General features: G+C 59.5%; 12 protein-coding genes and 6 pseudogenes. 9 read left to right on the top strand and 9 right to left on the bottom strand.

Annotated elements, in window-relative coordinates; translation table 11 throughout:
* The first annotated feature begins 348 nt into the window (after positions 1–348).
* The gene (locus tag EOA16_RS33545) at positions 349–477 is read left to right on the top strand and encodes a hypothetical protein (RefSeq protein ID WP_135907184.1); all 129 of its coding nucleotides are present in this window, start codon (positions 349–351) and stop codon (positions 475–477) included.
* Here EOA16_RS33545 and EOA16_RS16260 read toward each other — a convergent pair.
* The 3 genes and pseudogenes from EOA16_RS16260 to EOA16_RS33205 form a co-directional block, all read right to left on the bottom strand.
* Positions 443–1,072 (bottom strand): hypothetical protein, encoded by a 630-nt coding sequence (locus EOA16_RS16260; RefSeq protein ID WP_063169279.1) that lies wholly within the window; start codon positions 1,070–1,072, stop codon positions 443–445. The two genes, EOA16_RS33545 and EOA16_RS16260, sit on opposite strands and share 35 nt — an antisense overlap.
* Positions 1,073–1,264: 192 nt before the next feature.
* Positions 1,265–1,578, bottom strand: a pseudogene (locus tag EOA16_RS16255) (ATP-binding protein); the annotation flags it as partial.
* 10 nt (positions 1,579–1,588) lie between these two features.
* Positions 1,589–2,122 (bottom strand): annotated as a pseudogene (locus EOA16_RS33205) (IS21 family transposase); the annotation flags it as partial.
* Between the two features lie 516 nt (positions 2,123–2,638).
* Here EOA16_RS33205 and EOA16_RS16245 point away from each other — a divergent pair.
* The gene (locus EOA16_RS16245; protein WP_126066776.1) at positions 2,639–2,998 is read left to right on the top strand and encodes a hypothetical protein; all 360 of its coding nucleotides are present in this window, start codon (positions 2,639–2,641) and stop codon (positions 2,996–2,998) included.
* A 569-nt stretch (positions 2,999–3,567) separates the two neighbouring features.
* On the opposite strand, the gene EOA16_RS16240 is transcribed toward EOA16_RS16245, so the two are convergent.
* Positions 3,568–4,884, bottom strand: a complete 1,317-nt coding sequence (locus EOA16_RS16240; RefSeq protein ID WP_063169281.1) for a HipA domain-containing protein — start codon at positions 4,882–4,884, stop codon at positions 3,568–3,570.
* Entirely contained in the window at positions 4,874–5,212 is a 339-nt protein-coding gene (locus EOA16_RS16235) for a helix-turn-helix transcriptional regulator (protein ID WP_063169282.1), read from the bottom strand. The genes EOA16_RS16240 and EOA16_RS16235 overlap by 11 nt, the downstream gene beginning before the upstream one ends.
* A 611-nt stretch (positions 5,213–5,823) precedes the next feature.
* Between EOA16_RS16235 and EOA16_RS32695 the strand changes: the two are divergent.
* Positions 5,824–6,320 (top strand): annotated as a pseudogene (locus EOA16_RS32695) (aldehyde dehydrogenase family protein); the annotation flags it as partial.
* Positions 6,321–6,832: 512 nt separating this feature from the next.
* Here EOA16_RS32695 and EOA16_RS16220 read toward each other — a convergent pair.
* Both EOA16_RS16220 and EOA16_RS16215 read right to left on the bottom strand, forming a co-directional pair.
* Positions 6,833–7,293: pseudogene (locus EOA16_RS16220) on the bottom strand (OB-fold nucleic acid binding domain-containing protein); the annotation flags it as partial.
* A 307-nt stretch (positions 7,294–7,600) separates the two neighbouring features.
* The gene (locus EOA16_RS16215; RefSeq protein WP_063169287.1) at positions 7,601–9,532 is read right to left on the bottom strand and encodes a potassium transporter Kup; all 1,932 of its coding nucleotides are present in this window, start codon (positions 9,530–9,532) and stop codon (positions 7,601–7,603) included.
* Between the two features lie 975 nt (positions 9,533–10,507).
* On the opposite strand from EOA16_RS16215, the gene EOA16_RS16210 reads away from it, so the two are divergent.
* From EOA16_RS16210 to EOA16_RS32690, 5 genes and pseudogenes are all read left to right on the top strand, one after another.
* Positions 10,508–10,786: an AlpA family phage regulatory protein gene (locus EOA16_RS16210; protein ID WP_063169289.1), complete on the top strand. Its 279-nt coding sequence runs from the start codon at positions 10,508–10,510 to the stop codon at positions 10,784–10,786.
* Positions 10,783–11,415, top strand: a complete 633-nt coding sequence (locus EOA16_RS16205; RefSeq protein ID WP_063169290.1) for a hypothetical protein — start codon at positions 10,783–10,785, stop codon at positions 11,413–11,415. The genes EOA16_RS16210 and EOA16_RS16205 overlap by 4 nt, the downstream gene beginning before the upstream one ends.
* Positions 11,416–12,118: 703 nt before the next feature.
* On the top strand, positions 12,119–15,652 hold the full coding sequence (locus tag EOA16_RS16200; protein WP_082826570.1) for an autotransporter domain-containing protein: 3,534 nt from the start codon (positions 12,119–12,121) through the stop codon (positions 15,650–15,652).
* A gap of 243 nt (positions 15,653–15,895) precedes the next feature.
* A pseudogene (locus tag EOA16_RS33200) lies at positions 15,896–16,579 on the top strand (integrase); the annotation flags it as partial.
* A gap of 116 nt (positions 16,580–16,695) precedes the next feature.
* On the top strand, positions 16,696–16,932 hold the full coding sequence (locus EOA16_RS32690; RefSeq protein ID WP_063169293.1) for a hypothetical protein: 237 nt from the start codon (positions 16,696–16,698) through the stop codon (positions 16,930–16,932).
* A 161-nt stretch (positions 16,933–17,093) separates the two neighbouring features.
* On the opposite strand, the pseudogene EOA16_RS16185 reads toward EOA16_RS32690, so the two are convergent.
* Together EOA16_RS16185 and EOA16_RS16180 are read right to left on the bottom strand one after the other, a co-directional pair.
* Positions 17,094–17,294, bottom strand: a pseudogene (locus tag EOA16_RS16185) (SMC-Scp complex subunit ScpB); the annotation flags it as partial.
* 93 nt (positions 17,295–17,387) lie between these two features.
* Positions 17,388–17,648 carry a hypothetical protein gene (locus EOA16_RS16180; protein WP_095769041.1) on the bottom strand — a complete coding sequence of 87 codons (261 nt, stop codon included), beginning with the start codon at positions 17,646–17,648 and terminating at the stop codon, positions 17,388–17,390.
* 217 nt (positions 17,649–17,865) lie between these two features.
* Between EOA16_RS16180 and EOA16_RS16175 the strand changes: the two genes are divergently transcribed.
* Positions 17,866–20,028, top strand: coding sequence for a prolyl oligopeptidase family serine peptidase (locus EOA16_RS16175; protein WP_082826571.1), 2,163 nt, complete (start codon positions 17,866–17,868; stop codon positions 20,026–20,028).
* The last annotated feature ends 12 nt before the right edge of the window (positions 20,029–20,040 follow it).

The raw sequence follows: 20,040 nt of genomic DNA, 5'->3' as shown, positions 1-20,040 counted from the left end.
GCGATGCGTTGGTCCTCAACCTTGAAGCCGGAACATGGAACTATCGGGTGACCGCACGAAGAACGAAGAGCCTACGCTTATTCCGCTGTCCACACTGGCGGTGTCGGTCCCCCAGACGGTACCGAAGACCAATGACACGTTTTTTTCCCTGCGAGGGGCAACGAAAGAAGCCACTTCTCAGGCTACGCGAAGGGCAAGAAGGCTCTAGACGGCAAGGTCAATACTGACGGGGTGGCTTTGGAGAACTGGACCCTTCACGATCTGCGCAGGACGCTCGCGACAAATCTCGGCAGGCGGCAGGTATTGCCACACGTCATCGAGCACATACTGAATCACAAGGCGGCGTCCTTGACAGACATTGGCGAAATCTACAATCTCTATAGCAACGTCAAGGAGAAGCGCGAGGTGTTGCAGATGTGGTCAAATCACATCGAATGGCTGATCAAGCAGGCTGCGGATGACGCTCTGGCGGCGTAGCTGCTGGCATGGGCGGAAGATGCGGCGCAACAATCGTCAGAGCCTCATCGAATTGGAGAGCATGCTTGACCAGCAAATGCGCGGCCAATGCTTCGATGGCCGACCAGTGATCGAGTACTAGCCGGGCCGTGCAATCTTCGATCCGCCCCCAATCGGGGCGGCGCGGCATCAGGAACCGCAACTCACCATAGATTCGCTTGGCATCCGCGTAGTCGCTGCTCCCCTCATTCCCATCGGACGCATTCATCGCCATATCGCGCGGGTCCAGATAGCCTTCGAATGCGGATTCTGCAAAAGGACCTGCCAGACACGCAACTATCTCCCGGATCGCATCATCGCGTTCCAAACATCGATCCATATCGTCCTCGAAAATCGGCTTTCGCTTCGAGGTGAATCCTTGCGCTGAATAAAAACCCGCGCCTTCGACAACACCACCGCACTCTCCGTCACCGACGTCGGGGTAAATACTAACACTTGAGAAAGCAGGGAGTTCACGGTCGTCGTCGAACGTCTGACGGTGCAAAACGATGGCGGCCACCGCGTGCCCGGCTTCGTGATGCGCCACAAGCGGCAGATATTGGGAGGCTACATTCATGCGGTGCGGCTCTCAGGTCTAGTTTGCTTTTGCGCATAGGACCGCAATTGTCGTGCCAACTGGGAAAATCGTTTCGGGCAATGCGATCGCTCCGATAGCGTTGCGTCTCCTGTCTGACATTGTTGGGAAGTCGACACGCGCCCGTCGCAATGCGGTCGACCTTCCGCGCGAGTTGGGTGACCCGTGAAGGCGGCCGACCAGGACGATGTTGCGCTGATCGGCGACGAAGGCGCGGCCGGGCGAGATCGCGCATCAGGGGGTGACCGGCGTGTCGGCGAAGTCGAAGTCGTCGATGTCCTTGGCCAGCGGCAACTTGGCGACAGCGAACTGGTATTTGATGGAGCGGGCCTGCTTCTCCGATATCTCGGCCTGCAAGAGATCACCGACAATCCTGGGCGGCTCGTGCCGTCGCTTGATGGCGACGCGCCCATGATCTCGTCATAGGCTCTGCGCATTCCGTAGAGCTTCAGCGCTCCCATCAGTTCCAGTACCTCGGTGCGTTCCATGGCTGTTTGTCCTCCTGAGACTGTCATAGCGGGTGCAGTCGGCGACCGCTCGTGAGCTAGCTTCAGCGCTTGGGGAATGGAAAGGATCGTGCCCGGCGCCGGATCGCGGCTGCGGGCCAGGATGTTGAGGATCACCGGCGCCGACGATGCACCGTGCTCGATGGCTTCCTGACAGGCGGCCTCGACCGCGCTCAATCCGTCGGTCAGCACCCAGGTGAGGATCAACACCATCTGCCGGTCGACGTCATCAACCGCCTTGAGCTGCGCCGCACCTTCTCCATTGCCGACCGCACGACCCAGCCAAGGAACGGCGCGCGCCGTGTGCCAGGGATCGTAGGCGACCTCGTTGCGGCCAAAGGAGCGAACGTGTTCTCCCACGACCACGCCATCCTCTGGCGGATGCGATCCGATCGACATAAGCATGGATCTCGATGGGCCGACCGACGGCACTCGACAGCACCGAGTATTTGTTGTTGTCGAAGCGCACCGTGCAGGTCTTCGACACCGACGGGGGAATGCAATGGAAGCCGTCGAAGCGACCGGCAGCCGCTCCCGCTGCGGCTTGGCCGCATTCGCCGACAGCAGCCGGTCCCGCGTCTCACGCCGAGCTCCCATGCGGGGATAGGGCTGGTGCTTGCGCTCGTAGCGGAACTGCGTCTCCTCAGAACGCAGGACCTTGCGCACCACCTTGCGCGAGATCTTCAGCTCACGGCAGATCGCTTTGATCGACTTCCCCTGGACCAGCGACAGCCGACGTATCTTTGCAATCGTCTCTAAAACCAACATCCAAAACACAAATGCCTCCGATCAAGCCGGAGGCATCTTGATGACCCCATCGTTAAGGGGTCCCGTTTGGACGAAAATCACCCTTTAAACAGGGTCCCCATTCCACGAAAAATCAATGCACTACCTTCCAAAGCTGCGAGAGATCGCCACCGACCGCTTTGAAGGGGCTTTCGGCGGTCTCGTCAGCGAGGTTGTGGCATGAAGAAACATCAATCCACAGCATTGGGCCGAAGCATGCCACGGGCTCATGCCGCGGGAGAGCGGGAAGATATTCTTGAAAGAAGAAGCGGTCTCCGACATCAATACCGACAGGATGGGCAGCTTTCTCACATCACTTGAGGTCGAGCGTGGCAGTTGCGACCCGCAATGCAAGGCTGGCGGCGATGCATGCCTTTGCGCGGTTCCTGATTTCGGAGCACCCCGAATATTAGGATACGCTGCAACTGGTGGTGACACTTCCCTTCAAGAGGGCGCGTGGGTGGCACCTGTCGAATATCTCGATGAGCCCGGAAATCAAGAGCGTCCTGGCGCGTATCGTCCGCCGCACGCCTTCTGGACAGCGGGATTACGCTCTGTTTTCGCTGATGTTCAATACGGATGCACGAGTTCAGGGATCCTGAATCTTCGATTGTGACCTTCGTCTGGTATCGCCCTGTCCCGCCGAGCAAAGCAACGACCGCCCCACACTGCTCACCCGGTTCGGTGTTCCATACTTGCTGCGCACACATGGCTGCGGGCGAAGGAACCACCATGGCGGAAAAAAGCATCCATCATCGCCCTTTGCGGGACACGACGGCCATCCACCTCGTCAAGGCGGGTGTTGACATCGCCACCATCAGTCGATGGCCAGGCCACTCGGGCTGAACTAACGATGCGCTACGCCCAGGCCGGTATCGATATGAAGCGGCAAGCGCTCGAACAAGGCTTCCCCGACGTGATGTCATCGGCAAAAGATCAGACGATCATCGCTTTGATGGCTGGATGTTTGGCTGGCTGCACCGCTTGTAGACGCTCAGTTATGTGGAGTTGTATCGCGGGAAGTCGCGCGTCTTGGGCTTTTGCGGTGTCAGCTCCACATCTCTCCGCAGTGCACGTTGTCACTGTTGAAGAGCCGTTTGTTCAATCTTCGTCCTGGCACGGCAAGGGTTGTCGATATTGTGGGCGTCTTGCGCTTGCCGAGCTTGTCCGAAATCCAGCGCCGGATCAGGCGTGAACACTGTTGCGTAGTTCGTCAGCCAGAGCGCGGAGAACGTCGGCGCTTCCTTCCAGCGCCGTAAAAGCGTAGGGATTGAGGAACTGTCGGCCCCAGAACAGATTGCGATCTGTGCCGGATAGCGTAGCTTCCTCGCTGACACGCGGCCAATTCTCCGCAATGCATCGGAGCTGGCCTTCAACAATCGCAAGAGCTTCCGGCGCGCTGAGCAGGAAGTGATGCGCCGCTTCAAGGCAGGACGCTATCCGGCTCATGCGGTTATTGCCGCTGATGAGCATGGCCTGGCTGGCCTCCTGGCCACTGCGGGCCTGCGGACAAATATCGTACGCAGGCGTGAGGGTGAGCTTAGCGCCGTCCCAGAATGCCGCATGGTTGCGGGCATGATCGTCGGTGTTGCCGCAAAGTATGTTGAAGACAATGCGGCTGAACAACTCGCGCAGAGTTTCCGACGGCGCGGTGAATCGGTGGCGAATGATCTCCGCCAAATCCTGGTAGCTGGCGTAACGCGCCATCATCTCATCGAGCGCGAGCATCGTCAGCGCTGAGACCATGGATTTGCGTTGCCAGCCGCCCGTGACCTTGATCCGGTCGAATCGCTCGACGAGCAACACGTCGTTGCCTGCGGCGCGAACGAGCGAGACGGATGCCGCTCTGATGCCGCACAAGGCGGCAAGCCGCATGGCTATGAATTCTCCTTTGACGACGCTGTAAAGGTCGGCAGACGAGGAAAATTTCGCGACATGCTTGACGGCGTCACCCTCGATCAGCGCCTTTGGCCTTGCGCCGCCGATCGAGCTGCCGTGATGCAGCGCCTGATCTAATTCGGGGGTGAGCGGAATACCTTTCTCTACCCGCTCCGCCGATTGGACAAGCTCTTCGAGAGTGGCATTGGCCAGTGCGCGCGGCTCGTAATGCATTGGCGAAAACTGAAAATCGAGCGCGCCGATGCGGTCCGAGCCTGATTCCAGCAAGAACGTCAGTTCTGAAATATCGAGCCGCGCGATTTCATCGCCCTTCACACCGAATTTGCGGTTTAGGATAACCCGTCGTCCCCAGGCATCAGGGGCAGCATCGCGGATGCATCCCGGCATGGTTAGGCCAGGAAGCAAAGGCAATTCGCCTGCCTTCAGGGGCAGTTCCGGGAGATAAAGCGGGATCGCGCTTCCCAGTTCACGAAAGCTCCTGCCATAGTTGAAGCTGACGAGTCCGTCATGGGCATATAGCCGCCCGGCGACAACCGGCGCGGTCTCGCCCGGCAGCCAGACCCAGACATAGGCTTCGTCGTACTTGGGGACCTTAGAACTCATCGACGATCTGCTTGCCGGCCTTGTAGACGTGCTTCGGCAGCAGCGCGATGCGATCGTCCATGCGGCCTGTGAGGGCTGTGATGCCATTGCCGTCGGCATCGAACAGCTTCACACCGACAATGGCAGCAGCTTCGAACATCAGTCCGATTTCGACTTTGGGATCGCCCTTCTCGATGCGCTGCAGGGTGCTGCGTGAAACACCGATTCTCTCGGCTAACTCCTGTGCGGTTAACCGGTGCTGCATCCGGCCAAGCCGGATGGTCTTACCGAAAAGGCCAAGCGCTTCCATCGCGTAGCGCGAATAGGTGCGTTTATACGTTGCCTTCATTCGGGTCTCTGTGACCTATGCATGATCCATATCGCCTTCTTTCGAACTTTATATAGGTAATGTCACAGAGCGACTGCCAAAGTCAAGACTCCGTATCGCAAGCGTTACCCATCCGAACGAGGAAGGCGGATATTGCCGACGGCTCCTGCACAACCGGCCAGCTCTGCGCGTCTCGGGCGAGGCGGAGATCTGGCGCTGGATCGCGGACAGCCTTGAGACGCCTCGCATGAGTCATTCATGGGCGGTCCCTGGTGCGGGGCCGCGGCGCTCGACTGCTGGCCGACATTCTCGGCGGCGGGACCCGCATCCGGCTACACCAGCACTTTTCGACCGCATACGCGCCCAGCTTCTCTCCGAAATCATTGCCAATGAGCGCGAACCTCATGCGATCGCCGAGCTGGCCTGGCGGCGCGGAATCTACGCACGCATCCGTATTCGAGACCGCCCAAGGGAGGCTGACTAGCGTAACGCCCTCCGATCTAAGCGCCTTCCACAAAGCCGCTTTCGCACGCGACGGGCTGCATGTGGCGGTCGTAGGCGACATAGATGCCAAGCCCTGAGAGTAAGGCTCTACCAGCTGTTCGGCGATTTGCCTCAGAAACTGGCGCTTGCCGGCGCGAACCAGTGGTATCGCGAGGGCGAGCACGCCGAGCGCTTTTCCTCCGCCCTCCACTGACCACAGACCCGCACGCAACGAAGCCGCGCTCGATCTTATCGTGGCGTGGCTAGGTGCAATGTTTGCTCTCGCCATCAGGCCGGCTTTCCCGATGGCGTGGTCAACCTGATCTATGCGTCCGAAGGTGATCGCGTGGGCCGTGAACTCTGCACCAATTCCAAAGATCAGCTTTACCGGTTCGAACGAGGTCGGACGGCTGCTGATGCGTCAGTGCTCTGACCAGATCAAGAAGGTCAGCCTTGAAACCGGCGGCAATGCACCTTTCATCATCTTCGATGATGCCGACATTGACGGTGCTGTTGACGGTGCGGTCCAGGCGAAGTTCCGCAATGCCGGCCAGACCTGCGTTTCCGCGAACCGCATTTACGTCCAATCGAGCGTTCACGATGAGTCCGCCGAGAAATTGTGGAGAAGGTCCGGCACTTATCAGTGGTCCGACGTCTACTCCCGGAGCGAAGCCGTCGCCAACCCAAGATCGAGTCCCACATCGCAGATGATAATTCGATGCGGGGCCGAACGATAAATATGCATGCTTTGGCCACCCCGAGGCAGGGCTCATTGAGATGATCCGACCGCCTTGGAACAAAGATGGGGTAGAGCAGATGAAGCGTTGGCAGCGTGTCTCCATTCGACGCGAGCGCTTAGGATGGGATCACGATCATTCGCATCACGCGCAGCCGCAAGGGCGATGCCATGGCTACTTTGGAATCGTTGAAGTGGTTTGAGCCGGACAGTCACAAATACACCCGTTACGCCGCGGCTCAGGAAACGGGGCGGCGTCCGGCGGTGGAGGTGCTCGCTGACTTAAAAAGGGTGCGGGCAGTCGTTGCGCTTGAGAGCGACGACATTTGGGATCCGGCACGGGGTGACCTGCTGCCAATCGGCAGTTAACAGGGTCCGACAAAAGTGTGCACAACATGCTGCTGAAGTGGCCTCCGGAAGCGCTACCGGAAGTTACGCGTCTTGAACTTGATAGGGTCGATATGGTCATACTGCATCGACGATGTCGCGCCCCTTCGGCATGCCGCGCGGATCGATGCCCGATCCGCCGTGATGAGCCTCGTCCCTCGGCCGTGCGGCAACGGAAACGGCGTCTTGCGGTTTCCCACGCTGGCCAGCCCGGCCGACAGATCGGTCAGCTCGTGGGCGACGAGGTGCACCACCTCCTCTTCCGTCGGATGCGTCCGCGGACGCCGAGCATGGCCGAAGCAAGAAGCACGCGCCGGAATTTCTCGAGAGATCTTGACCCAGACGACGACGTTTGCCGCACCCGTCTCATCCTCCAGAGGAACATGAAGCCTTTGGCCGAGCCCGGCCGCTGCCGGACCAGCACCAGGCCGGCGGCCTCGAGCCAGCTTCTGCCTCGCGCCTGCATAGCATCCTGACAGGTCACGGTGCGGCGCCGGTTAGGCGGCACGCCGATTTTGGCAACGCTAGCCTGTGAACTGAAGAATGAAGGTCGGACTTGCGGCACATCGATTAGGTTCAAATGATAAGTTGCTGCCCGGCGAGGTCGTTTCAGCGCATCTCGACTGGTGGGTCGGCAAGACAATGCGGAACGGAAATGATCGCAGGCGTAAAGGACGGCTTTCGGGGCCGGAAGCTTCAGGCCTGGAACCGGACCCCAGTTTGGCGCAAGCATCGTGGCCTCCGCCCGGTCAGGCATTCACCGGCTCGCGAAATGCCAATTGATTCTGCTTAACCGGGCATACCTAAACGGCCACTTGCGTTCCGATCTCGACCACACGTCCGGTCGGGATCTGGAAATACTCCGTCGCGTCGGCGGCCGTGCGCGCCAAGCCGATGAACAGCTTGTCCTGCCACACCGGCATGCCGGAGTTGGGTGACGCCTTGAGCGAGCGACGCGACAGGAAGAAGGACGTCGTCATGATGTCGAACTTCCAACCCTGCTTGCGGCAGATCGCCAGCGCACGCGGGATGTTAGGCTGTTCCATGTAGCCGAAGGTCAGTGTCACCCGCATGAACAGCTCATTGATCGTTTCCATCTTGATCCGCTCGCTGTCGGGCACCACGGGCTGCTGCGCCGTCACCACAGAGAGGATGACGTTCTGTTCGTGCAGCGCCTTGTAGTGCTTCAGGCTGTGCATCAACGCGGTCGGCGCACTGGCGGGATCGCTGGTCAGGAACACGGCCGTACCGGACACCAGCTGCGGTTTCTTCTTCAACAGATTGCCCGCAAGGAAATCGAGCGGAATCTGGTTCCTGCGCGTCTTGTCAAATAGATACCTGCTGCCTCTTATCCAAGTCCACATGGTCATCACGATCACTGCGGCAATGGCAAGCGAGGCCCAGCCGCCTTCGAATACCTTGACGATGTTAGCTGCAAAGAAGCCGGTATCGATGAAGACGAACACCGCCATTAAGGCTATCGCGACGCCGAGCGGCCATTTCCAGATGCGCGTCATCACAACAAAAAGCAGTATGTTCGTCACCAGCATATTGCCGGTCACCGAAATACCGTAGGCCGAGGCCAGCCGGCTGGATTCGCCGAAGCCGACCACCAGCAGCATCACCACCAGCGCCAGCATCAGGTTGATGCGCGGCAGATAGATCTGGCCCGACTGTTTTTCCGACGTGTGCTGGATGACGAAACGCGGCAGCATGTTGAGCTGTACCGCTTGCCTGGTCAGCGAAAAGGCGCCGGAGATCACCGCCTGGCAGGCGATCACGGTCGCCGCCGTGGCAAGCACGACCATCGGAATAAGCGTCCAGCCCTGGTTCATCTCGAAGAACGGATGACCGACAACGCCGCCATTTGCCAGCACGAAGGCGCCTTGCCCGACATAATTGAGCAACAGACAAGGGAACACGATCGCCAGCCAGGCGAGCACGATCGGCTTGCGGCCGAAATGGCCGAGGTCGGCGTAGAGCGCCTCGGCTCCGGTGACGGCGAGGAAGACTGCACCAACCGTAACGAAGGCGACGTCAGGCGAGTTGACCAGGAACGACACGATGTAATGCGGGCTGATTGCCAGCAGGATTTCCGGGTCGTCCATGATGTGGTTGAGCCCGGAAAGGCCGATGGCCAGGAACCACAGCGCGGTAACGGGTCCGAACACCAATCCTACGCCGCCGGTGCCAAACCGCTGTACCGCAAACACGATCGCCAGGATGGCCAGTGTCAGCGGCACCACATAGGGCTGGAACGTCGGCGTGACGACATTCATACCTTCGACCGCCGACAGTACCGAGATTGCCGGCGTAATGACGGCGTCGCCAAAAAAAAGCGCCGCGCCGACGATGCCGATGCCGATGCCGATGCCGAGGATCACCGCAGAGCAGGTCGGGAAACTGTTGCGCGCCAGCGCCATAAGCGACAGCACTCCGCCCTCGCCTCGATTGTCGGCGCGGAGCACGAACATGATGTATTTGATCGTCACGGTGATCGTCAGGGACCAGATGATCAGCGAGAGTACGCCGAGGATGTCGCCACGGCTGGCGACGTTGCCACCCGCTGATGCATGCAACGCCTCGCGAAATGCATAGATCGGGCTGGTGCCTATATCGCCATAAACGACACCTAGTGCGCCCAACATCAGCGCCTTGGTGCTGTGCTGCTCGACCTCAGAATGGCTCGATTGTTCGACAGGTTCTGCCTCGTTACCAGCATTGGTAAGGGCCATGGACGACACTCCGATAAGCGCGCGGTGCTCTACGCTTGCTGCACTGCAATATCAAGTTCCGTCACGTAATGTCTGCCGTCTCGCCTGTCGTTGCTCGCCTTGGTAGACTCGCCAGCCCGCAGCCCTACCGAGCAGCAATAGCGCCCCGGCAGAACCCTCAATCGCCCAGATCAATGAATGGTTATCGCCCACAGTGCCCCCCCGCGATGCGGCCGATGGCGACCAGGGTGTCGTGGGCGCACAAGGATGGCGCTTTCCTGATGACGCCGTGCTCCAGGTGTGATCGCACCGTTGCTGCGCAAGCCATTTACTTGCTCGTCCCAGCGAGGACCGTGGCCAACTGGAACGCAGGGCCACGCCGCTCACCGGCCGCACTTTGCGGCGCAGATAACGATTCGATCTCCGCGGCGAGATTCTGGTTGAAGAAGCCACCAAGCTTGTCGAAGGACACACGGTCGTAATATCGACATGCCAGTATCCGCAACCCAGAAAAGCTCCTTGGGCTCCGCTGCGCGCGCCACGAACAACCCGATCTTCTCTGCGAAGAGGACGCCGTAATCCTTCAGGTTGAAGCCAAACCGGGGGGCGGCCGTGACGTATGGGCGAAGGGCTAGGAGGCGGGTTCGGTGAGGAACGGCATTGATGTCCACGCCGTCTCCTGGAAAGACAGAGGAATGCGGTGTCACCGACTGGCGCCGGAGGTTGATCCGGTGATTAGGAGGAGCACTCGTTGTCGGATTCTCGACGATGTCGGACATCTGACACAACGCTGCCAGAGCGATCACGTTGTTCCGAAACGATTTTCCCAGTTGGCACGACAATTGCGGTCCTATGCGCAAAAGCACTGCGATGCCGCACCGACTGGAAGAACTCATCAATGATCACGCTTTTCGAACATGTGGGCGCCGCTACCAACACTAAGCGTTCCCGATCAAACGGAAGCCTCTATCCCTTCTTTCTGAAGGCTGTCCGGACATGAACGCATTTGATGTCCGTCCAACGCTGGATGCTCCCGACGACGATCTCTATCTTTGGCTTGAAGATGTGGAAGGCGAGCGGGCACTTGCCTGGGCCGCCGGCCAGTCGGCAAAGACCCTGAAGCACTTCAGTGGAACGCAGTTCGAGCGCGACCGCGCGACTCTGAAGGCAGGCCTGTTCCCTAAGCGGCGTCGCATCTCCCCCGGCCGAGTCGCATGGCTTGAATCCGATATCAGGGCTTGGATGGAAACTAGATCTGAGAGCCGCACCGCATGAATGTAGCCTCCCAATATCTTCTCCCGTCTGTGGCGCATCACGAAGCCGGGCACGCGGTGGCCGCCATCGTTTTGCACCGTCAGATGTTCGACGACGACCGTGAACTCCCTGCTTTCTCAAGTGTTAGTATTTACCCCGACGCCGGTGACGGAGAGTGCGGTGGTTTTGTCGAAGGCACGGTTTTCTATTCAGCGCAAGGATTCACCTCGGAGCTAAAGCCGATTTTCGAGAACGATATGGATCGACATTTCCAACGCGATGAAGCGATCCAAGAGATAGTTGCGTGTCTGGCAGGTCCTTTTGCAGAATCCGCATTCGAAGGCTATCTGGACCCGCGCGATATGGCGATGAATGCGTCCGATGGGAATGAGGGGAGCAGCGACTACGCGGATGCCAAGCGAATCTATGGTGAGTTGCGGTTCCTGATGCCGCGCCGCCCCCGTTGGAGGCGGATCGAAGATCGCACGGCCCGGCTAGTACTCGATCACTGGTCAGCCATCGAAGCATTGGCCGCGCATTTGCTGGTCAAGCATGATCTCCAATTCGATGAGGCTCTGACGATTGTTGCGCCGCATCTTCCGCCCATGCCAGCAGCTACGCCGCCAGAGCGTCATCCGCAGCCTGCTTGATCAGCCATTCGATGTGATTTGACCACATCTGCACACACCTCGCGCTTCTCCTTGACGTTGCTATAGAGATCGTAGATTTCGCCAATGTCTCCGGTGCGGGCTCACAGCCCGTCCATATAGCCGCCAGTCTGCTGCCTTCGAGTGGCCCATGTTGGCCGCGGCCAGGAAGTGGCGACGATTGAAAGGACAAAATCAGTTGCCGAAACTCATCGCAGGTGACGGTCTGGTGGCAATTTGGGCACATCTTGTGTCTCGTCGCCAGTAAACACGGATGCCCGGCAGGAGCTGAGCTCGCTGCCGGCGGAAATCGTAGAGCGCCAGCGACGCATTCTGATCTTTCGTCAGGCAGTCGACCGCCTTGGCATACGCCTCGGCCTCCATCTCGATCGACCTGAACCGGTATCTTGTGCGCCATCCGGACGATCTGGGAAAGCTTGGCCGGGCCGGCGCCTTCCCAGGCGCACGGGAAGCGCGACGACCCATGTGGACCTTGGATTTCACTCCGCACTTACGCTGCTTTGGCCTTGTCAGCAGCCTGAGCATAAAGCGTGCTCAGCTTTCAGGCCGAGCACTCATCCATTGTTGACAGCACCTGTCGTCATTCAGGATCGCCCCATTCTCGCAGGCCGCTTGCAGCTTTCAGGCTGTTGTCAGCCAGGGCCGCCATAAAGGGTCTCGTTAAACAATTCAGGAGGCCGTTCCAATGAACAATCAGTTTGCGAGACTTTTTCGAGGACCAGGTATGCAGGCTTGTTTCAGGACAAAGAACTTTCTGGCGGCAACCACCGCGATGACGACGGTATTCCTGCCGGCTGTGTCTCTCGGGGTGGGTCTGGTAGCATTTCCAACTGGAGAAGCGTTGGCCGACGACCCGATTTCGATCCCGCTGGAGTATGTCGGGGAAGGCCATGACCGCCTGGGCATCTGGGCCAAGATCAACAATGGCAACGCGCAGCGATACGTATTCGACACGGGCTCGGACCAGCTCAACACGCAGATCGGGTCAGAGGTGACCGGGGTCCGCCCGATTGCCGACACGCCTTACGTATATACGTACGGGGACGGAACGTATGGTAATAAGCTTCAGAACGTGGAAATTGATAAATTTACATATGTCGATCCAGATCAAAAGATAACAATCGACGGGCCGTCTGTAAGCGATAAGAAATACCGGGCTGCTCGCATTCTCGATTTTGTCTATACCCATGCGTATTGCAAGGACAACAATCTTAAGTGCACGCCGGGATCCGTGACGGATGGACTTAAAGATATGTATGGTCAGGATCTCCAAGAACCTTATCACGCCGATAAGGAGCAGCGGGCGAAAATGACCGCTGGCAAGATGGCAGACGAAGGCGGCGATTTCGCAGGTACATTCGGGGCCGGCGATTTTCTTGGCAAGACAAGTGTCTGGGGCATGATGGGCAGTGTCACCAGGTCTGGCTACGTGGTCTCCGCCAATGTGAATCCGGATTCCGAGAGCGACCAAACGCCTGGCTGTTCCCCCTGCACGATTGTCAACCTCAATCCAAGCCTCCGGGCCCAATATACTAATGCCATGCCATGGGGAGAACCCGAGGAAAAAGATCAGGATTCTTATCAGAATTTTCCTGGCTCTGGCGCCAATGCCTCGACCGAATACGAAGGCAGCTACAATCTGCAGTACACGGTTAAGGATGGAGCCCCACCAATCACCGACCCCAACAAGACCGCGGTATTGCTCGACACCGGCACACCGGGCGGTGGCAGTCTGGAGATCAGTGATGCGATGCTGAAGCAATTTCAGGATGCGGGCGTCAAACTTAAAAATGTTCGGAGAAATGAGCAACGCGAGATCGTAAGCGCATCGGGCAACATCCCGAGCGTTACAATCGCAGGAACGGATGGCGATCCGGTAAGGCTGGACAATATCGACTTCACCTACACCAGCGGCACGACGGAACAACCCAATGACCAGACCAGTTTTGTTGCCGGTCTTGACTTCTTCAAAAACAGATCGGTCATTTTCGATCTGGAGAAGAAGTATACCGCTTATACGTCACATTTCGTCACTGCCAGCAACTTCTCTACCGATTCATCCGCACCCGAAGGGACCGGTCTGAGCAGGATCACGACGAGCATGGGGAATGAGGGCGGGTTCGGCATAGCGGGTGTCGTCTCCGGCTCCGGATCGCTGACGCTTGATACAAAGACGGTGGTCCGGATGACGAATGTCAACACCTACACCGGCGAGACGAATATTGCTCAGGATGCCTATCTCTCGCTTGCGGGGCTCGGCAACATCCAACGGTCAGCGAAAGTCGTTGCAGACGGCACGTTCGATATCTCCGAACATGGAAATGGCAGCGACTATTGGGGAATCTCCGACGCCTACAACGATGCCCGTATTCGTAGCCTGAGTGGCAGCGGAACGGTCGAACTGGGCAAGCGTACCCTGGTGCTAACGGATTCGAACGACACGTTCGCCGGCAGCATCAACGACCTCGACGTTGATAACAATAATATGGGCGGCAAACTATTCGTTGCCGGTGGCGTGCAAACGCTGAGCGGAAAGAACAATTTTTCCGGCATGACGACGGTCGGTTCCGGCGCGGGATTGCTGCTTGCCGATACAGGTGTGCTTTCCCATGATGCGACCACGTCCGGCTTTCTCGGGAATGACGGGCAGATCGGGGGCACGGCTATCGCAAACAGCGGCGGTGTCGTCGCAGGCGGCGGCACCTACGGTGCGGTCACCATTTCCGAGGGCGGCACGGTCGCTCCTGGCAGTGCGACCGATCCGAGCAGGATCGTCACCACACTGACTGTCACGGGCGATTTCGCGCAGCAGTCCGGATCGATCTATCAGGTCGACCTCGCAAGGTCGTCCGATCTCATCGATGTTGGCGGAGCAGCGGCGATCGACAGCGGCGCGCAGATCGAGCTGCTGCGGCAGGGAACGCTATCGGTCGATGCCCGATATACTCTGCTCTCCGCAGCAGGCGGCGTAAGCGGCACCTATGGCGGGCTGACGGGGGCTCTGGCGACAGACGCGACGCCCTTCGTCGATTTCCAGCTCGTCTACGATGCCAACAATGTCTATCTCGATATCAGCCGCACATCGACGGCGTTTGCCGATGTAGCCAGCACCTTCAATCAACGCTCGGTCGCCGCAGCGGCTCAGGCGCTTGGAAGCGGTAATCCGATCCAGGACAACATCCTGTTCCTGACGGCGCCGGAAGCCCGCAACGCTTTCGATATGCTATCAGGCGAGGTTCATGCTTCCATTCATAGCGGCCTCATCGAGGACAGTCATTCTGTACGCGATGCCGCGAGCGAACGGATCCGTGCGGCGTTCGACGGCGTCGGTGCCTCCAGCGTTCCGGTGATGACTTATGGGCTGGGTGGTCTGGAACTGGCCCCGGCAACGAGTGAGAATTTCGCCGTATGGGGCCGTGGCTTCGGCGCCTGGGGTCATCTCGACAGCGACGGCAATGCCGCCGGTCTCGATCACTCGACAGGCGGCTTTCTGGCTGGCGGTGACGCGGCTGTCGGCGAAAGCTGGCGGCTCGGCCTCATCAGCGGCTACAGCCATACCTCCTTGGAGGCGGACGATCGCGCGTCGTCGGGCTCGAGCGAGAATTACCATCTCGGTCTTTTTGCCGGCACGCAGAACGGCAATCTCGGTTTTCGTTCCGGCCTTGCCTATACCTGGCACAGCATCGAGACCGGCAGGTCCGTGGTCTTTCCAGGCTTCGCCGACAGCCTTTCGGCCGATTACGACGCCGGCACGTTCCAGGCCTTTGGCGAGCTCGGCTACCGTATCAATACGGCTTCGGCTTCCTTCGAGCCCTACGCTAATCTCGCTTATGTGAATTTTGACGCCGATGGCTTCACCGAGAATGGCGGCGCAGCCGCCTTGTCGAGCGGGGATCGCTCGAGCGACACGGCGTTTACCACGCTAGGTCTGCGTGCGTCGACGGTACTGACCCTCGGCACCGTGACTGCTACCGCGCGCGGCGGTCTTGGCTGGCGCCACGCCTTCGGCGACGTCAGGCCGGATACCGCTCTTGCCTTTGCTGGCGGTTCCTCCTTCGCCATCAAGGGCGTGCCGATCGCAAAGAACGCAGCTCTGCTCGAAGCTGGGCTTGACGTAAACATCACCGAGAACGCGACGTTCGGCATCGCCTATCAGGGACAGATCGCCTCGGATGCCCAGACACACGGGTTCAGCGCCAAGCTCGGCGTCCGTTTCTAAATCACCCGCAAAAGAGATTGGTTATGAAGTCAGTGAGTGCATTTTCTTTTACCGTCGTTCTCGGCTCAGCGACGGTGATGTCTGTGTCCGCCGCGCGAACGGACGATGCCTGCTACAACAAGGCACAAAGCCTATGATGACGCAATGTTCAATCGACGACCTGAAGCCAGTCGATGGCGAGCTTGACAAGCTCTACAAGGAGATGGAGACCCGGCTCAAAGAGTCCCGGCGCATGTCCAGGAACTGGTCGAGACCGCGAGGGGCTACAACGCCACCTCGGAGAACACGCGCGACGCCTACCCCAAGGATTGGCGGCATTTTTCCTCCTGGTGCCGGCGCGCTGGCTTCGATCCCCTGCCTCCGGGCTCGAAGGTGATCAGGCTCAATATCAGCGCCTGTGCCTCGGGCACCGCCGCCGGCGATCCGAAGCGTGGCGCCCCTGCCCTTTAGTTTGCGACCATCGAGCGGCGGCTTTCCGGCCTCGCCTGGAACTTTACCCAGCGCGGCCGGCCGTTGGACCGCGCGGAGCGGCATATCTATAAGGTTCTTGCCGGCATTCGCCGCAAGCACGCAAAGCCACCGCGGCAGAAAGAGGCGGTCCTGGCGACGATCTGCTGGCGATGATCGCCACGCTCGGCCACGACCTCAGGGCCTGCGCGACCGCGCTATTTTGCTCCTGGGCTGTGGCGGCGGCCTGCGGCGCTCCGAGATCGTCGGTCTCGACGTCATGCGCGACGACAACAGCGATGGCGCCAGCTGGATCGAGATTTTTGACGGCAAGGGCTGCTGGTCACCCTGCGCGGCAAGACCGGCTGGCGCGAGGTCGAGGTCGGCCGCGGCTCCAGCGACCACACCTACCCCGTAGTCGCGCTCGAGAGCTGGATCCGCTTTGGCCGCATCGCACGTGGACCCCTGTTCCGCCGCATCTTGTCGATCAGGTCGATATAATACGAAAAAGCCGCCGCCATTCGGGACGGGCGTCGGCTATCATGTCCAGCCATTATGCGGCGAGCGGATAGCTTTCGCCGGACCAGGCAGAGAACTTGGCGGCAAAAGCCTTCATCTCGTCGACCGCGAATGTGGTGCGCGGTTGCGAACTCGACTTGCTGGGCGAGAGGGACCTCGCCGAGAAAGGCGCTGACATGAGCGGGATGCTGCTTGGCCAAATCGAGATCCGCAAAGCAATCGGCCAGCGCCGCGTCGTCCAGCTGTACGCTGCAGGGCGCGTTCACGTCGTCAAGACGGATGCCAAATGCTTGCTCATAATGGCCGCAAGGTAATCGTTTCGGGTCGGAGACACAAGTTGCCGCCTCCTTCGCCGTAGAGTGGCCCGATACAATCACGATCGATATTGCCACCTCTTATCGATAGTGATCGCATAGTTCCCTGATTCGACTCTCAACCGCTCATATCAAGCGATTACTTCCATGTATCTGCTGCGCTAGCCCGTCCTGGCCTTGGAGTGTCGCTCCTCACCTCCTCCACCACTCACCAGCCCGATGGGAGTATCGCCCGCCAGCAGCTTCTCCTTGCTGAGCAGCGCGGCAACCTCAATCGCCTCGAAATCGGGCAAATCCCGCAGTGTGTCGAGGCCGAAGTGCAACAGGAAGGTCTTGGTCGTGACGTAGGTGTAAGGCGTGCCAAATTCAGCGGGCAGGCAGACGTTGACCCACAACAATCAAGGGGACGGTGCAGGCCAAGATTGCGGCAGGGCTTGGGCCCCCCACCCTTCTCCTCAGAACTCCGCTGCTTCCAGCTGGCGGCTGAAACTCACAGGCGCAGCCAGCTTGGTCTCTAACAGCATCGATCGCATCATGGTGTCTGCCATGAATCCGTGTGCGTGAAGCGCTCCAGAGCGAAGATGTTGGGCGTCAACCAGGTTCACTCCAATGAGCTTCACTTCTCGAGTTCTGCACAGTGTCCACGACTGGCGCCGGAGGTTGATCCGGTGATTAGGAGGAGCACTCGTTGTCGGATTCTCGACGATGTCGGACATGTGACACAACGCTTCCAGAGCGATCGCATTGTTCCGAAACGATTTTCCCAGTTGGCACGAAGGTTGCGGCCCTATGCGCAAAAGCACTGCGATGCCGCACCGACTGGAAGAACTCATCAATGATCACGCTTTTCGAACATGTGGGCGCCGCTACCGACACTGAGCGTTCCCGAGCCGACGGAAGCCTCTATCCCTTCTTTCTGAAGGCTGTCCGGACATGAACGCATTTGATGTCCGTCCAACGCTTGATGCTCCCGACGACGATCCCTATGTCTGGCTTGAAGATGTAGAGGGCGAGCGGGCACTTGCCTGGGCCGCCGGCCAATCGGCAAGGACTCTGAAGCACTTCGGTGGAACGCAGTTCGAGCGCGACCGCGCGGCTCTGACAGCCATTTTCGACAATCGCGACAATCTTCCCCTGATCGCGCGCCGTAGTCAGTACCTCTACAATTACTGGCGAGATGACGGTAATCCACGCGGACTGTGGCGCCGGACCACCCTTGCCGCCTACATGAAGGCGGATCCCCAATGGGAGCTACTGCTCGATCTGGATGCTCTCGCGGCTAGCGACGGAGAGGACTGGATCTGGGACGGCGCGTCCATCGAGCCGGAGAGACGGGAAAGAGCCGTTCTGCGCCTGTCGCGCGGCGGCAGCGACGCGGTCGTGCATCGCGAATTCGACCTGATTTCTCTGAGCTTTGTCGCCGACGGCTTCAACCTCCCCGAGGCCAAAGGCTACGTTAATTGGCTGGACCCTGACACGCTTCTGCTTTCCAGTGCGCTTGGTAATGGCATGGCCACCCGCTCCGGCTATGCGCGCACAGTTCGACTGTGGAAGCGTGACGCGGATCCCCTCACCACGCCGGCAATCTTCGAGGCCGGGTTCGAAAGCTTCCAAGTGTCTGGTCATTCGGACCGCACCGGCCGCAGCGAGCGCCTTTGGTTCATCGAGCAGCCGGCCTTCTTCGAGAAGATCAGCTGGATCGGCGATAGGAGCGGGCCGAGGAGGCAGATCGATCTTCCTCGCGACGCGTCGTGGCGGGTCTTCGGCGACTGGCTGGCGGTAAGGCCGCGCAAGCCCTGGACGGTGGGAGGCACCACCCATCCCGCCGACGCGCTGATCGTCATCTCGCTTTCCACTTTCCTCGCCGGCGGACGCCGTTTTGAGACCCTGTTTCAACCAGGGGAAAGGCGCTCCATGCAGTCATTCTTCTGGAATGACGGGAAGCTCATTATCTCTTACCTCGTCAATCTCGCACCGCGTTTCGAGATGTTCACTCCCGGCCACCAGGAATGGACGCGCCGAGTCCTGAACACCCTGCCCGCCGAAGGTACTGTCGACGTCTGGTCATTCGATGCGGCAGTTCACGAGACCAATGGAGAGGTCCTGATCTGTGCTCAGGATCCGATCACGCCGCCGCAGCTCTTGCTGTTCGATCTGAATGCCGCGCCGTCTCTCAGCGCTTCAGCAATCCTGAAGCGCAGCCCGGAGAATTTCGATGCATCCGGACTGGTGGTCACGCGCCACGAGGCAGTCTCTATCGATCATGAGCTGATCCCCTATACGCAGGTTGGTCCGGCGAACGGGAACGGAGATGCTCCGATTCACCTTTCCGCTTATGGCGGGTTCGGCGTATCATTCCTGCCCTACTACAACTCCCCGCTGGGCAAGCTGTGGCTCGAGCGCGGTGGCACGTGTGTCGAGGCGAACATCCGCGGCGGCGGCGAGTTCGGCACCCGCTGGCACGAAGCCGGGCGCAGGGAGGGCAAGCGTCTCGCCCACGACGATTTCGCCGCCGTTGCCTCCGACCTCGTGCGAAGGGGCATCACCCTGCCGAGGCGGATTGCCGCCGAGGGTGGCTCAAATGGCGGCCTGCTGATCGCAAACATGCTGACCCGCTATCCTGAGCATTTCGGGGCTCTGTTCTGCACAGCACCGCTTATCGACATGCGTCGCTACACCAAGCTCTTGGCGGGCGCGAGCTGGATCGACGAATATGGCGATCCGGACAAGGTTCACGATTGGGCTTTCCTGAAGGAAATCTCCGCCTATCACGCCGCAGCGCCGGGACAGCCCTATCCGCCTATCCTGATCGCCACCACGAAACGCGACGACCGCGTCCATCCGGGCCATGCGCGCAAGATGGCCGCAAAACTGCAGGCTCTTGGCTATCCCGCTTACTTCTACGAGGCCAGCGCAGGCGGGCACGGCTGCGGCGAGGACAATCGGGAGCAAGCCGCATTCATCAGTCTAGGCACCAATTTTCTCCGCAGCGCAATCGGCTTCAACGATCACCCTCCGGAGACGGCGGAACGCGTTGCAACGCAAGAGGGGCATTTGAGGTCCATCAACAATTCATTCGAGCAGGAGACGAAATAGTGCAGTGCATCC

Origin of the sequence: Mesorhizobium sp. M7A.F.Ca.US.008.03.1.1, assembly GCF_003997495.1 — a bacterium.
Lineage (GTDB): Bacteria > Pseudomonadota > Alphaproteobacteria > Rhizobiales > Rhizobiaceae > Mesorhizobium.
This window is presented reverse-complemented; position numbering and strand designations above follow the sequence as displayed.

What these genes read in the sequence shown, in the direction of transcription:
- EOA16_RS16260 (WP_063169279.1), bottom strand. Translation starts at nt 1,072, where the DNA reads ATGAATGTAGCCTCCCAATATCTGCCGCTTGTGGCGCATCACGAAGCC.
- EOA16_RS16240 (WP_063169281.1), bottom strand. Translation starts at nt 4,884, where the DNA reads ATGAGTTCTAAGGTCCCCAAGTACGACGAAGCCTATGTCTGGGTCTGG.
- EOA16_RS16235 (WP_063169282.1), bottom strand. Translation starts at nt 5,212, where the DNA reads ATGAAGGCAACGTATAAACGCACCTATTCGCGCTACGCGATGGAAGCG.
- EOA16_RS16215 (WP_063169287.1), bottom strand. Translation starts at nt 9,532, where the DNA reads ATGGCCCTTACCAATGCTGGTAACGAGGCAGAACCTGTCGAACAATCG.
- EOA16_RS16210 (WP_063169289.1), top strand. Translation starts at nt 10,508, where the DNA reads ATGAACGCATTTGATGTCCGTCCAACGCTGGATGCTCCCGACGACGAT.
- EOA16_RS16205 (WP_063169290.1), top strand. Translation starts at nt 10,783, where the DNA reads ATGAATGTAGCCTCCCAATATCTTCTCCCGTCTGTGGCGCATCACGAA.
- EOA16_RS16200 (WP_082826570.1), top strand. Translation starts at nt 12,119, where the DNA reads ATGAACAATCAGTTTGCGAGACTTTTTCGAGGACCAGGTATGCAGGCT.
- EOA16_RS16180 (WP_095769041.1), bottom strand. Translation starts at nt 17,648, where the DNA reads ATGTCCGACATCGTCGAGAATCCGACAACGAGTGCTCCTCCTAATCAC.
- EOA16_RS16175 (WP_082826571.1), top strand. Translation starts at nt 17,866, where the DNA reads ATGAACGCATTTGATGTCCGTCCAACGCTTGATGCTCCCGACGACGAT.